This is a genomic window from Cryobacterium sandaracinum (assembly GCF_004403415.1).
GTDB lineage: Bacteria > Actinomycetota > Actinomycetes > Actinomycetales > Microbacteriaceae > Cryobacterium > Cryobacterium sandaracinum.
This window is the reverse complement of the sequence record NZ_SOGO01000025.1, coordinates 25140-37533: the sequence shown is the minus strand read 5'-3', so window position 1 is coordinate 37533 and position 12394 is coordinate 25140. Positions and strand designations below refer to the sequence as shown.

15 protein-coding genes are annotated in these 12394 nt (G+C 67.8%); 7 read left to right on the top strand and 8 right to left on the bottom strand.

The window, feature by feature from the left end; genetic code table 11:
* Positions 1 to 23: 23 nt before the first annotated feature.
* Complete coding sequence (locus E3T25_RS08755) at positions 24 to 386, bottom strand: hypothetical protein (protein ID WP_134373688.1); 363 nt, start codon at positions 384 to 386, stop codon at positions 24 to 26.
* Between the two features lie 125 nt (positions 387 to 511).
* On the opposite strand from E3T25_RS08755, the gene E3T25_RS16750 reads away from it, so the two are divergent.
* Both E3T25_RS16750 and E3T25_RS08750 read left to right on the top strand, forming a co-directional pair.
* Positions 512 to 664, top strand: coding sequence for a hypothetical protein (locus tag E3T25_RS16750; protein WP_166785976.1), 153 nt, complete (start codon positions 512 to 514; stop codon positions 662 to 664).
* A 19-nt stretch (positions 665 to 683) separates the two neighbouring features.
* On the top strand, positions 684 to 1592 hold the full coding sequence (locus E3T25_RS08750; protein WP_233191465.1) for a hypothetical protein: 909 nt from the start codon (positions 684 to 686) through the stop codon (positions 1590 to 1592).
* On the opposite strand, the gene E3T25_RS08745 is transcribed toward E3T25_RS08750, so the two are convergent.
* Positions 1579 to 2514 carry a DnaJ domain-containing protein gene (locus E3T25_RS08745; RefSeq protein WP_104102128.1) on the bottom strand — a complete coding sequence of 312 codons (936 nt, stop codon included), beginning with the start codon at positions 2512 to 2514 and terminating at the stop codon, positions 1579 to 1581. The two genes, E3T25_RS08750 and E3T25_RS08745, sit on opposite strands and share 14 nt — an antisense overlap.
* 145 nt (positions 2515 to 2659) lie before the next feature.
* Here E3T25_RS08745 and E3T25_RS08740 point away from each other — a divergent pair, with 145 nt between their 5' ends.
* The gene (locus tag E3T25_RS08740; protein ID WP_241980759.1) at positions 2660 to 3307 is read left to right on the top strand and encodes a DUF1345 domain-containing protein; all 648 of its coding nucleotides are present in this window, start codon (positions 2660 to 2662) and stop codon (positions 3305 to 3307) included.
* A 9-nt stretch (positions 3308 to 3316) separates the two neighbouring features.
* On the opposite strand, the gene E3T25_RS08735 is transcribed toward E3T25_RS08740, so the two are convergent.
* The 3 genes from E3T25_RS08735 to E3T25_RS08730 all read right to left on the bottom strand — a co-directional run bounded on the left by E3T25_RS08735 (position 3317) and on the right by E3T25_RS08730 (position 4596).
* Positions 3317 to 3622 (bottom strand): SMP-30/gluconolactonase/LRE family protein, encoded by a 306-nt coding sequence (locus tag E3T25_RS08735; protein ID WP_134373686.1) that lies wholly within the window; start codon positions 3620 to 3622, stop codon positions 3317 to 3319.
* A 26-nt stretch (positions 3623 to 3648) separates the two neighbouring features.
* Complete coding sequence (locus tag E3T25_RS16745; RefSeq protein WP_158250294.1) at positions 3649 to 3813, bottom strand: hypothetical protein; 165 nt, start codon at positions 3811 to 3813, stop codon at positions 3649 to 3651.
* A gap of 69 nt (positions 3814 to 3882) precedes the next feature.
* Positions 3883 to 4596 carry an SOS response-associated peptidase gene (locus E3T25_RS08730; protein ID WP_134373684.1) on the bottom strand — a complete coding sequence of 238 codons (714 nt, stop codon included), beginning with the start codon at positions 4594 to 4596 and terminating at the stop codon, positions 3883 to 3885.
* A gap of 129 nt (positions 4597 to 4725) precedes the next feature.
* Between E3T25_RS08730 and E3T25_RS08725 the strand changes: the two genes are divergently transcribed.
* Together E3T25_RS08725 and cspE are read left to right on the top strand one after the other, a co-directional pair.
* On the top strand, positions 4726 to 5562 hold the full coding sequence (locus E3T25_RS08725; RefSeq protein WP_104102232.1) for a DUF3097 domain-containing protein: 837 nt from the start codon (positions 4726 to 4728) through the stop codon (positions 5560 to 5562).
* A gap of 248 nt (positions 5563 to 5810) precedes the next feature.
* A complete protein-coding gene (cspE, locus tag E3T25_RS08720) occupies positions 5811 to 6014 on the top strand; it encodes a transcription antiterminator/RNA stability regulator CspE (RefSeq protein WP_035840308.1) in 204 nt (67 codons plus the stop codon).
* 103 nt (positions 6015 to 6117) lie between these two features.
* Here cspE and E3T25_RS08715 read toward each other — a convergent pair whose 3' ends face one another.
* Entirely contained in the window at positions 6118 to 6597 is a 480-nt protein-coding gene (locus E3T25_RS08715; protein WP_104102139.1) for an Lrp/AsnC family transcriptional regulator, read from the bottom strand.
* 106 nt (positions 6598 to 6703) lie between these two features.
* Between E3T25_RS08715 and E3T25_RS08710 the strand changes: the two genes are divergently transcribed.
* Positions 6704 to 8002 (top strand): trans-sulfuration enzyme family protein, encoded by a 1299-nt coding sequence (locus E3T25_RS08710; protein ID WP_134373682.1) that lies wholly within the window; start codon positions 6704 to 6706, stop codon positions 8000 to 8002.
* Between the two features lie 89 nt (positions 8003 to 8091).
* Here E3T25_RS08710 and E3T25_RS08705 read toward each other — a convergent pair whose 3' ends face one another.
* Entirely contained in the window at positions 8092 to 9906 is a 1815-nt protein-coding gene (locus E3T25_RS08705; RefSeq protein WP_134373680.1) for a DEAD/DEAH box helicase, read from the bottom strand.
* A gap of 56 nt (positions 9907 to 9962) precedes the next feature.
* On the opposite strand from E3T25_RS08705, the gene E3T25_RS08700 reads away from it, so the two are divergent.
* Complete coding sequence (locus E3T25_RS08700) at positions 9963 to 10751, top strand: SGNH/GDSL hydrolase family protein (RefSeq protein WP_134373678.1); 789 nt, start codon at positions 9963 to 9965, stop codon at positions 10749 to 10751.
* A 395-nt stretch (positions 10752 to 11146) separates the two neighbouring features.
* Here E3T25_RS08700 and E3T25_RS08695 read toward each other — a convergent pair whose 3' ends face one another.
* Positions 11147 to 12379 (bottom strand): D-alanyl-D-alanine carboxypeptidase family protein, encoded by a 1233-nt coding sequence (locus E3T25_RS08695; protein ID WP_134373676.1) that lies wholly within the window; start codon positions 12377 to 12379, stop codon positions 11147 to 11149.
* Positions 12380 to 12394 lie beyond the last annotated feature (15 nt).

Sequence of the window (12394 nt, the reverse complement as noted above, 5' to 3'; positions counted from 1 at the left end):
AGACGACCAGGACTCACACTCACCTAGGGTGCCTCGTCGACGATGCCGATGAATGCGTTGCCGATGCCGTCGACCTCGGTGCGACTGAGGCCGGCGGCGGCATCTGGGAGTTCCTCGGATCCGTGGTAGTCACAGGTCAGATAGGTGAAGGCGGGCCACCACTTCTTGGGACGCGCGGCTTCGGAGAACCCGCAGACATCACAACGTAGTTCCACCCAGACCGGCTTCTTGCCGGTGCGGTTGGCCCGAGACTGCACGAGCCACACCGGCGGGTTGCGCTCGATCTCGGCCAATTCAGCCTCTGACATCCGGGAGGGCAGTTCGTGGCGCTGCGCCATTTCGATCGGGATATCCAGGCGCAGGGCGGCGATTCGTCGGGTAATCATCTTGACCAAGGATAGGCGTTCCCGGGCCGGGTAGCCTCGTCGGCTACGGCACTCCCTGCGTCAAACTCGACTTTCTCGACCCGTCGACGTCGGCCGAGGCCCGGAGCACCAACGGTGCGATCACGGTGGGGCTGCCGGCGGACGGGGTGATCTACCGGGTGGACGCCCGCGCGACCAACGGCGAGAGTGACAGCGGGTCGGTCCCGAGCGACTCCTCTTCCCGCCGCTCCATCACCGCGGCGACCGCCAACGGGAAAGTGACGGTCGAAGCCCGCTGACCGGTCGAAGGGGCCGCCCATGAAACACTGGGGTATGCGCGATACCGTCTCCCCCCTCGGCCTGCTGCTCGACGTGGACGGGCCGATCGCCAGTCCGGTGTCCCGGACCATCGCCATACCGAGCATCATCACGGATCTGATCAGCCTGGCCGGAGCCAACGTTCCGATCGCATTCATCACCGGGCGGTCGTCGACATTCATCCGCGAGAAGGTTGTCGCGCCCCTCCGCGCAGCCGGACTGCCCGAGTCGATGCGCATGTACGGGGTCTGCGAGAAGGGAGCCGTCTGGTTCCCGATCACTGCCGCGGGGATGGGCGAGATCGTCGTCGATGACAGCGTGGCCCTGCCGACCGCCGCCGTGGATATGCTGCGCAACCTCGTCGTCGACGGGTTCAGCGACACGATGTTCTTCGACGAGACCAAGCAGGCCATGGTCTCGGTCGAGCAGCGCACGGATGCCGACCACGGCCGGTACCAGGCCGCCGCGGTGGAGTTCAACGAGGCCGCATTCGGGGTGATGGTTGAACTCGGGCTGGGCATCCGTTTCGGTGATCGAGTCGTTCCGGACCAGGCCGGCACCGTGGGATTCCGGATCGACCCGACGATCATCTCGACCGACATCGAGTCGGTCACCCTGGATAAGGACCGCGGCGCGGAGCGGGCGCTGGCCTTTTTCTCCGAATCGGGAACACTCCCCCGGGTCTGGCGCTCGGTCGGCGACTCGCGCAGCGACTACCTGATGGCCGACCACCTGCATGCCGCCGGCTATGACGTCTCGCATGTGGATGTGCGGCCGTCCGACGGTATCCTCGAGCGCCCCTACCCCGTGATCGTAGAGGGGTCCCTGATCCACGACGCGGCCGGCGCAGAATTCCTCCGGTACTGGGCCGACAAGCTGGGCCTGCGCGAAGCGGCTACTCCGAACTGAAGCGGATGCCGTCCTGCAGGCGGCTCCGCAACTCGAACACCTTCTCGAAGCTGCCGCGGTCCATTCCGGGCAGCCCGCTGCGCAGCACCCCGATCAGCCGTGACCTCGGCAGCGTGATCACGGTCGGGCGCCGGCCACGTCCGGGGACCGTCAAAGGGTCAGTCAGGGCCTCGTCGGGCAGCACGACCAGCACAGCGGTGAACCTCACCCGCAGCGACTTCGCCAGAGCCCGCACGACACCCTCGACGTCTTCGATCGGACGAACATCGGGGCCGAGGGCGTCACCGACGAGCTCCCCGCGCCGAAGCTGCACCGGCCCGCCCCAGTCCTCGGACAGGACCGCGAACAGTCCCGCCGGGCCGAGCACGACGTGATCGACCTTGCCGCCCTGCATGCCGGCAGCCACATCATGCCAGGCCGTGAAGCCGATCCCGAGGGCGGAGACGAGTTGCGCCGTTGATTCCTCGGCCAGAGCCTTCGCCAGCCAATGCCGGATCTCCCGCGGCGCCGAACGGATCAGCGTCGGGGCATACGGGTCATCGATAGAGGTTCCGCGCCCGGCCCATTCCCGAAGCAGTTCGAGGTAACGCTGGCGCGCCTCCCCACCCGGATGGCCGTACATGCGCGCGCGCGGCCCAGCCTGCGTGGCCTGCCCACGGCCGGCTCCGGAGGCGTAGGCGGGGCGCTCCGGCTCGGGGAACGCGTCCGGGTACCGGCGGCGGTCATAGTCGGCGCGCCCCTCCGGGGTTCCCACCCGCTCCCACGCGATCTGAACGAGGTGGAAGGCGGCGGCGTCTCCGCCGACGTCCGGATGCGTGTGGCGCAGCAGGCGACGGTAGGCACGACGAAGTTCGTCGTCACTTGCCGACGGGCTGACGCCGAGTACCTCGTAGGGCGACGCCGCGGTCGGGCTATCTGACATCCAGCGTTCTCTTTCAGCGTTAGTGCGGCCGGCAATGGAACAGCCAGCCAATCGTTCCCTCACACTACCGACCCTGGCTGGCATAACACCGGATGCGCCCCGGGCCTCGGCCCGCAGAGACCCGATTTCATGGCACGATCAGCATATGACGACGCACGGCCAACGCCTCCACCGCTCGAGTACCCGACTTATCGGCATGTTCGCGGTGGGTGTCGTCGTCGCTGTTCTGGCCGGGTTGTGCGGGAGTTGGACCCTGGCTCCGATCGCGGGCTGGGCGGCCGCCTGCGTGACGTATGTCACCTGGGTGTGGATCACCATCGGCCCCATGGACAACCAGAACACGGCCAGCCATGCCACCCGGGAGGATTCGTCCCGAGGTGCCGCCGACATCCTGATTCTTCTCAGCAGCCTCGGCAGCCTCGGCGCTCTGGTGTTCCTGCTGGTGGGGACCGACACCAGCTCGGTCACCGCACGGGGAATCCTGGCGGCGGCGGCGGTGCTCAGCGTCGGACTCTCCTGGATTCTGGTGCACACCCTGTTCACGCTCCGCTATGCCTCGCTCTACTACTCCGGGCCCGACGGCGGGGTGGATTTCAACCAGGCGGTGCCACCGAGTTACGGGGATTTCGCCTACCTGGCCTTCACAATCGGGATGACTTTCCAAGTGTCAGACACCAGTCTGCAAACGCACGCAATTCGGATGACGGCGTTGCGCCACAGTCTGCTCTCGTATCTGTTCGGCTCGTTCATCTTGGCTACCCTGATCAACCTGGTGGCCGGCCTGTTGCGCTGACGAGGCCCGTCAGTCGGCAAACTCCCGGACCGGGCGCACAGTGCTCCCGCCGAAGACGACCACCCACACGCCAGCGTCGCCGTCCACGGTCAGCCCGTCGGGGTAGCCGGCCGCGGCCGGAAAGCCGGCACAGGGAAATAGGCCAGGGAACCGGCCATCCGAGTCGCAACCGCCCTCGTTCATCCCCAGGCCGGGAACATTCGAGAGCACGTCCAGCTTGGTGACCGTTCCCGCGGCGTCTTCGAGCGCGAACCCTCGTTCGAGCGCGAGAACGGATCCGCCGACACTTCGGGGCCGGAGGGCCGCCGCGATCAAGCCGACATGGTACCGGGGGCTGCGACCTAGTCGCGGAGGATCTGCACCGGGATGGCCACGGCCAGGGAAACGCAGAGGATGCCGCTGAGGAAGATCGGCAACTGCCAGGCCGTCACCTCGAACGCGAACCCGAACAGCCAGAGACCGAAGACGAAAATGGCCATTGCGACGGTGAAGGCGACGGCGTTCATGGTGCGATCCTTTCGAGCGATGCCCGCACTGCACGCCGGGCCGATGAGTCGAGCGTACCCGGTCGAGCGTCAGACCGTCGACGGCGCCCCGACGGGCTCGATGAGTTCCGGACCGTCACCGCGCACCGGGGCGACCTCGTGATAGCTCAGGCTCCCGACGGTCTCCCGGGCGGCGGCCACCGCGGCGTCGACCAGGGCCTGGTCACCCGGAGTATGGGGGTCGAGCCACTGGTCCCACCATTCTTCCGCCAGGATCACAGGCATCCGGTCGTGGAGGACGGCCAGGGGACCCTCGGCGTCCTGGGTGAGAATCGTCGCGGACAGTACCCACCGGGCCGGGTCGTCGTCGGCCAGGGCCGGATTGCGCCACCAGGAATAGAGGCCGGCGAAGGCCAGTGGAAGACCGTCGTCTGAGTGGATGAAGTACGGAGTCTTCACGGTGCCGTCCGTGTGCCACTCGTAGTAGCCCGTGGCCGGGACCAGCGCGCGCCGGGAGGCGACCGAACTCTTGAAGGTGGGCTTCTCCGCCGCCGTTTCGGCACGGGCGTTGAAGGTGGCGAAGGACGACTGCAGCTCGGTCGCGAATGAGGGGACCAGGGACCAGCGCGCGCCCTCGAGCCGGCGCACAACCGGCCCGGCCTTGGCTGACTCGAGCACGATCGGGATCTTTTCGGTGGGTTTGATGTTCCACGACGGTTCCGGCAGGTTCTCGCCCTCGTGCTCGACGTCGAACATCGCGGCGAGATCGGACGCCGTGTCTGTGATGATGAATCGACCGCACATGGAGGCAGGTTACTACCGGACGCCGACACCCCGGCCTGAGAGCGCAGACCGTGCCGGCCATCCGCTAGCGTCGATTCCGGTGTCGGCGAGGCGCAGGAGCGAGGAAGATCGTCAATGGACGAGCGGAACATGCAGGATCGGTACAGTGCGGATGTACTTTCCCCCGGCTGGCGGGACGCTGGCCGGAAGGTCATTCCGACGCAGGAAGCCATGCCCGACCTGGTCGTCGAAGAGGTCGCGACCGGTTTTTGCGGTGCCGTGGTGCGGATCGAGAAGAAGATCGTCACCCTGGAGGACCGCCACGGTCAACTGCGCCTGTTTCCGCTCGGCGGCGGATTCTTGATTGACGGCGAGCCGGTGGTGCTCGTCGTCCCGGTCAGGGCGGCGCCGCAGGGCCGCGCCCGCACCGCCTCGGGATCGATGGCCGTGCGGGATGCCCCGGCGCGGGTGGCCCGAGCCAGCCGCATCTTCGTCGAGGGCCGGCACGACGCCGAGCTTGTGGAGAAGGTCTGGGGAGCCGATCTACGGATCGAGGGGGTCGTCGTCGAGTACATTGAGGGCGTCGACAACCTCGAGGAGCTCCTGCAGGAGTTCCGCCCGGGACCCACCCGGCGGGTCGGGGTGCTGGTCGACCACCTGGTGCCCGGATCGAAGGAAAGCCGGATCGCCGACGCCGTGGCGCGCGGACCGCACGGCCGGAATGTGCTCGTGGTCGGGCATCCATATATCGACGTATGGCAGTCCGTGAAGCCGAACCGCCTGGGAATCACGACGTGGCCCGCGATTCCGCGCAGCATCGAATGGAAGCACGGGATCTGCGAGGCCCTCGGCTGGCCCCACGAGGACCAGGCCGATATCGCCCGGGCCTGGCAGCGGATCCTGGGTCGGGTGCGCACATTCGCCGATCTGGAGCCGCAACTGCTGGGCCGGGTGGAGCAGCTGATCGACTTCGTCACCACCGAGTAGTGCAGGGTGCGCCCTGATCGGGTCATAACCTGCAATCAACGTAACGCTTTGGAACCGAATTGGCACGGAATCTGGATGCACCGCGGCGATGTGGGCTAGGGTTATCTCAGTAGTTGTAGTGCTTGCACGTCTTATAACGCGGTGACCCCGGTCGCCGCGGCGTATTCCTTTCGGAAGCGGACGACGAATACCGCGACGAACGGCCTCGAAAGTCGGGGCCTTTCTAACACTCCTGGAGGAGTTTCATAATGGCAACAGGTACCGTGAAATGGTTCAACGCTGAAAAGGGCTTCGGCTTCATCGCTCCCGACGACGGAAGCGCCGACGTGTTCGCGCACTACTCCGCGATCGCATCGAACGGCTACAAGTCGCTCGACGAGAACCAGAAGGTCGAGTTCGAGGTAACCCAGGGCCCGAAGGGTCCTCAGGCCGAGAACATCCGCGCCCTCTAAAGTTCGCAACTGCTCAACTAGCGAGGCGGCTTTCCGAGTCGCATAGCTCACGAGCTTCGACAACGCCCCTGCTTCGGCAGGGGCGTTGTCTGCGTTAAGCGAACTATTTGACGAGGTCCTGCCAGCCGTCACCGTCGACGTACTCGAAGATAAGGTTAGTCTCGGTGTGCGCAACCGCCGGATGCTCCGCCAGATGCTGCAGGACGAAGTCACGCAGGTCCGACGCGTCCGCCGCGGCCACGTGCAGCAGATAGTCGTCGGCGCCGGCGGTGTGGAACAGGCCGATCACCCCGGGCCAGTGCGGCGCCGCCGCCCGGAACGCGTCGATCTGCACGCGGGCGTGCTTGACCAGACGAACCGAGATCAACGCCTGCAGGGACGCGCCCAGCGCGGCCAGGTCGATATTCGCGCGATAGCCTCGGATGTGCCCCAGCTGCTGCAGCCGGCGCAGGCGTAGCGACACGGTCGACTCGGCGACGCCGATCTCCGCGGCCAGCGCCGCACCGGAGGCACGGGCGTTGACGGACAGCGCACGCAGGAGCGCCCGGTCGACCCGGTCGATTTCGGCTTTCTTCGGTTCCATCGGCCTACTCTTTCTTCCGTGAGCAGTTTATGCGAAAGCTTTCGCTGATTCGCAAGGGTCTGCAAGGATGATTGCGCCGTGCGGCAGAATCTGTTTGTGTCTGTGCATGACGCCAACGCTTCCGCTGCCGCCCCTGCCTCCCCGCGGACCTGCCCTGCGGCCATCGGCCCCGCACCCAGACACGGTTGCCGTGCACGGCGGGATGGCCGGGCTGACAGCGGCCGGTTCGCATGTGCCCGTGATCGACCTCTCCACGACCAATCCGCTGGCGGGAGTCGAGTGCGGCGGGGACTCCTACGAGAACCTCGCCACCGGAGGTACGATCCGCGAGGGCGATTCCGCGGTGTACCAGCGACTCTGGCAGCCCGGAGTCGCCCGGTTCGAAACGGCGCTGTCGGCCCTGGAGGGCACCGAGGGCACCGTCGCCTTCGCGAGCGGAATGGCCGCGCTGGCGGCCGTGCTGATCGCATCCGTGGCCGGCGGCACGCCCCACGTGGTGGCCCTCCGGCCGATCTACGGCGGTACCGACCATGTGCTCGCCACCGGGCTGCTCGGTACGACTGTGTCGTGGGTCGATCCCGACGGGGTTGCCCAGGCAATCCGGCCGGACACCGGGCTGGTCATTCTGGAGTCCCCAGCGAACCCGACGCTGGCGCTGACCGACATCCGTGCCGTGGTCGCGGCGGCCGGCAGCGTGCCGGTGCTGGTCGACAACACGTTCGCCACCCCGGTGCTTCAGCGCCCGGTCGATTCGGGCGCCACGCTGGTGCTGCACAGTGCGACCAAATTCCTGGGCGGCCACGGAGACGTGATGGGCGGCACGGTCTCCGGCCCCGAGCACTGGATGGTGCGCCTGCGCCAGGTGCGGGCCCTGACCGGCGGTGTGCTGCATCCGTTCGCCGCGTATCTGCTGCACCGGGGGCTGCGCACGCTGCCGGTGCGTGTGCGCGCCCAACAAGCAACCGCCGGCGCCGTCGCGGAGCGCCTCGCGGGTCACCCCGCACTGGCCCGGGTACTGTACCCAGGGCTGCCCGGGCAGGACCCGCTGGGGCTTTTGGGCCGTCAGGCGAACGGGGCCGGGTCTATCATCGCCCTCGACCTCGCGGGCGGTTTCGATGCGGCCGTGCGCTTCACCGAGGCTTGCACGCTGATCACGCACGCGGTCTCCCTCGGCGGCGTGGACTCGCTCGTGCAGCATCCGGCCTCCCTGACCCACCGCCCGGTCGAGGCCGGCGCCCGGCCCGGTGCCGGGATCGTGCGCCTTTCGATCGGCCTCGAGCACGTCGACGACCTGCTCGCCGACATCCTCGCCGCCTTGGACGTAGTGATGGACGTCACTCCCGACGGGGCGAAGGTCGTGGTGCCGAACACCGCGGCCGCCGAACCCCAGGACGCCGTCGCCTGAGAGGCCGATTCGGTCGAGAGTAGCCGTTCAGCGGGTCACTCCCGCCCGGAACGGGCACCCGCGACGCTCAAATGCGGTTCCGCCGCGGGTCAGCTGCGGCCGAGGCGGCGGCGGAGCAGGTCGATCCGTTTTTGCAACTGGGTGACGCTGGCCTGTGCGACGGCGGGCCCGCCGCACTCGCGCCGGAGTTCGGCGTGCACCATGCCGTGGGGTTCGCCGGCGAGCTTCGACCACATGCCCACCAGCCTCGCCAGCAGCGTGCGCTGCTCCTTGAGCGTGCGATAGAGCGGTGGCGGGTCCACCGGGGCGACCTCGCCGGTGACGGGATCCTTGCGTCGGTCGGTGGAGCGCTTGGCTTGCCGGTGCTGGCGCTGACGCAGCAGCTCGGAGACCTGCTCAGGCTCGAGCAGACCGGGGATGCCAATGAAGTCGAACTCCTCGTCGGTGCCCGGTTCCGCCAGCTCGCCGAACTCGTCGCCGTTGAACATCACCATGTCGAAGGTGGCCTGGGAATCGATGGCCTGCCAGGTGAATTCCTCGCCGAGGTCGTCGGAGGCCTTCTCCGACTTGTTGGCGTCGGCGACCATGGCGTCTTCGGGGTTGTACATGCCGTCGTCGCCGTCGTCGCGGTTGCTGCGGTCGAGGGCGTGGTCGCGCTCCAGCTCGAGCGCGTTGGCCAGGCTGAGCAGGCTGGGCACATTGGGCAGGAAGATGGACGCCGTCTCACCGCGGCGCCGGGCCCGCACGAACCGGCCGATGGCCTGCGCGAAGAAAAGCGGTGTGGAGGCGCTGGTCGCGTAGACGCCCACGGCCAGGCGCGGCACGTCGACCCCCTCCGACACCATCCGCACGGCCACCATCCAGCGCGAGGTGTTGTGCGCGAACTCGTCGATCCGGTCGCTCGACTCCTTCTCATCGGAGAGTACGACGGTCACCGACTCCCCCGAGATCTCCTGCAGGATGGCCGCGTACGCGCGCGCCATGGTCTGGTCGGTGGCGATGACGAGGCCACCAGCATCCGGGATGCCGTGGCGCACCTGGGTGAGGCGCAAATCGGCGGCGCGCAGCACTGCGGGGATCCACTGCCCGGTGGGTTCCAGGGCGGTGCGCCAGGCCTGGGAGGTGATGTCCTTGGTGTTACCCTCGCCGAGTTTGGCTTCCATCTCGTCGCCGGCGCGGGTGCGCCACTTCATATGCCCGGCGTAGACCATGAACATGACCGGGCGCACGACGCCATCTTCGAGGGCCCGGCCATACCCGTAGTTGTAGTCGCTCTGGGACAGACGGATGCCGTGCTCGTCGGGCAGGTAACTCACGAACGGGATCGGCGAGGTGTCCGATCGGAACGGGGTGCCGGTGAGCGAGAGGCGGCGGGTGGCCGGCTCGAACGCCTCCCGGATTGCGTCACCCCAGCTCAGCGCGTCCCCGCCGTGGTGCACCTCGTCCAGGATTACAAGGGTGCGGTTGGACTGGGTCAGCTGACGGTGCAGCGCCGCCCGGCTGGCCACCTGGGCGTAGGTGACGGCAACGCCGTGGTAGTGGTTGCCGTAGCGACCGTTGGCGTTCTTGAAGTTGGGGTCGAGCCGGATGCCCGCCCGCGCCGCGGCATCCGCCCACTGGCGCTTGAGGTGCTCGGTGGGCGCGACCACCGTGATGCTGTCGATCAGTCGGCGGGCCTTCAGCTCGGCGGCGAGCCGCAGGGCGAAGGTGGTCTTGCCGGCGCCCGGCGTCGCCGCGGCGAGGAAATCACGTGGCTGGTGCACGAAATACGCTTCCAGCGCTTCCGCCTGCCAGGCCCGCAATTTGCCGGCCGTGCCCCACGCGGCACGCTCCGGGAACGAAGGCGAGAGATGCTCGGCTGCACTCGTCCCCTGGGCAGGACCGAAAGGGGGTGGAGTATTCACGTCATACGAACTTACCCGGTGAACGGACTGCCGTGATGCGGGGGGAGAATGGAGCAATGACGACGCCGATGCATCCGTGGTCCCGCTATATCGCCCTCGGGGACTCCTTCACCGAGGGGGTGGGTGATCCCGAGCCGACGAGTCCGGGTGGGAACCGGGGCTGGTCGGACCGGGTCGCCGAGGTGCTCAGCCAGGGCACACCGGACTTCGCCTACGCGAACCTCGCCGTGCGGGGCAAGCTGATCCGCCAGATCAGCGTGGAACAGGTGGAGACGGCGCTTGCGCTGCATCCGGATCTGATCACTTTCTCCGGGGGCGGCAACGACGTACTCCGGCCGGGATCCGACCCCGACCTCATCGCCGCCCGGGTCGAGGAGCAGGTGCTCCGGCTGAGTCGCGATAACGCCACCATCGTGCTGTTCACGGGCGCCGATGTGGGCTTCTCCCCCGTTTTCCGTGGTATTCGGGGCAAGATCGCGATCTATAACGAGAACCTGCGCGCGGTCGCGACGAAGTATGACTGTGTCGTCGCCGACCTCTGGTCGCTGACCGAGATTCAAGATGCCGGCATGTGGTCTGCGGACCGGCTGCACCTGAACGCCCTCGGCCACCATACCGTCGCCCGGATGGTGCTTTCCGATCTCAACGTGCCCAATGCCCTCGAACCCCGGAAGCCCGAGCCAATGCCAGGGCGCACCTTCCGGGAGGCCCGCACGGAGGACATGCAGTGGGCGCGGGAGTACCTGTTGCCGTGGGTTCTGCGCCGTATCCGGCACCAGTCCTCCGGCGACCACGTGCTGCCCAAGCGCCCAGATGCCCGGCCGTTCAGCCAGCCCCGGCACTAGACCGGCTCAGCGGCGGCGAGCCCGCGCCGCCCGGCGTCCGGCGTCCGGCCGACGGTGTCCGGTCACCAGCGTCCGGTCACCAGCGTCCGGTGTCGAACCAATTCGACGGAGATTCTGGGGAAAATGCGGGTTTCCGATTGATTACGGCCGCGTTTGTGAAAAAACTCCGTCGAATTCGTTCGGGCAACGGGGTTACGGGGCGGAGCGCGAGAGGTGGGCCCGAACCCGACAGGCGCTGCTTCGGATCCGGCCGGAATGTGGCTAACTCAGGAGATCCGACCGGCTGGGGCGGGCATCGTCACCGGTTCGGCACTGGTCCGCAGTGGCCGGTGAGTGCAGGCGACGGATGTCCTGAGTTGGCCACACGCGCGGGCTCGGCCCGGCCTCACGTGCGACTAGCCCGCGGCCAGCTCGGCCGGGTGGGTGAAGCGCCAGGCGGCACCCGGGTCGGTCAGCTCGCGCTCGAGCACCAGCGGCACGCTCACCGTGGTCTCCCCCACCTGGAAGTCGATCGCACCGGCCGAGTCGCCGACCTCCCCGAGGGTGACCGGGCGCGCCGCCGAAACGGCCGTGATGGGCGTGTCCGACCAGACCACGGCGAAGGCCGCCTCCGCGGCGACCGCCCGACTCTTCTGCCCCCACTGGGTGGCGTAAGTCGCGTAGGCGGCACCCTTGTCGGCCAGGCTTACCGCGCGGAAACCGGGTTCGACGCTGTCGAGCAGGTCCACGATCGACGCATTCAGCTCGGGATGAGTGTCGCCGCCGAGCATGACGCCGACCAGGGTGATGGTCTCGCCGCCGACCGTGAAGTCGGCCGAATACAGGAGGCAGGCGCCTGCCTCGTCCGTGGTTCCGGTCTTCATCCCGGTGACACCGTTGGAGCCGAGGAGCTTGTTGGTGTTGGTGACCGTGCCGACGGTCGGCAGGTCGGACGTCTCCATGGACACGATCTCGGCCAGGACGGAGTCGGCCAAAACAAGCTTGCCGATCTTGACCAGGTCGCCCGGGCTGCTCACGCTGGCCGGCGACAGCCCACTGGTGTCGGCCACCGCGGTGTCGGTCAGACCGTTCGCGGCCAGCCAGGTTTCAGCCTCCGCCAGGTAGGCATCCACGGAACCGAATGCCCAGATCGCCAGTGAAATGCTGTAGTTGTTCGCGGAGGGCAGGAGCATGGCCTCGAAGGCCTCACGCTGGCTGAGCACCATGCCGGCGGACACGGGCGCGACCGAGCCGTCCTCGGCCAGCACGTCGTAGTAGATGTCGACGTCGTCGTCGGTGAACCGGATGTCCGGGCCGGGCTCGTTCAGGCTCAGGGGTTTCTCCTCGAGCAGCACGAGTGCGGTGACCATCTTCGTGATGCTCGCGATCGGCATCGATTCCTGGTCGCCGGTGGAACCGAGCAGCCCCGGGTAGCCGACCGCACCGATGGCGCCCGCACCGGCATCCGGCCAGATCAGCTCGGCGGCCGGCTGGGTGAGCGCGGCCGGTTCGATCAGTTCGACGGCCGCGGCCGGCACCGGGGCCAGCCCCGTGCCGGCCAGGTAGCCGACCCCGCCCAGGGTGAGAACCAGTGCCGCCGCGAAGGCAACCCGACGGCGAAGGAACGTTTGGCGTCGGGTCAGTGGCATCCGACGACTCTACCA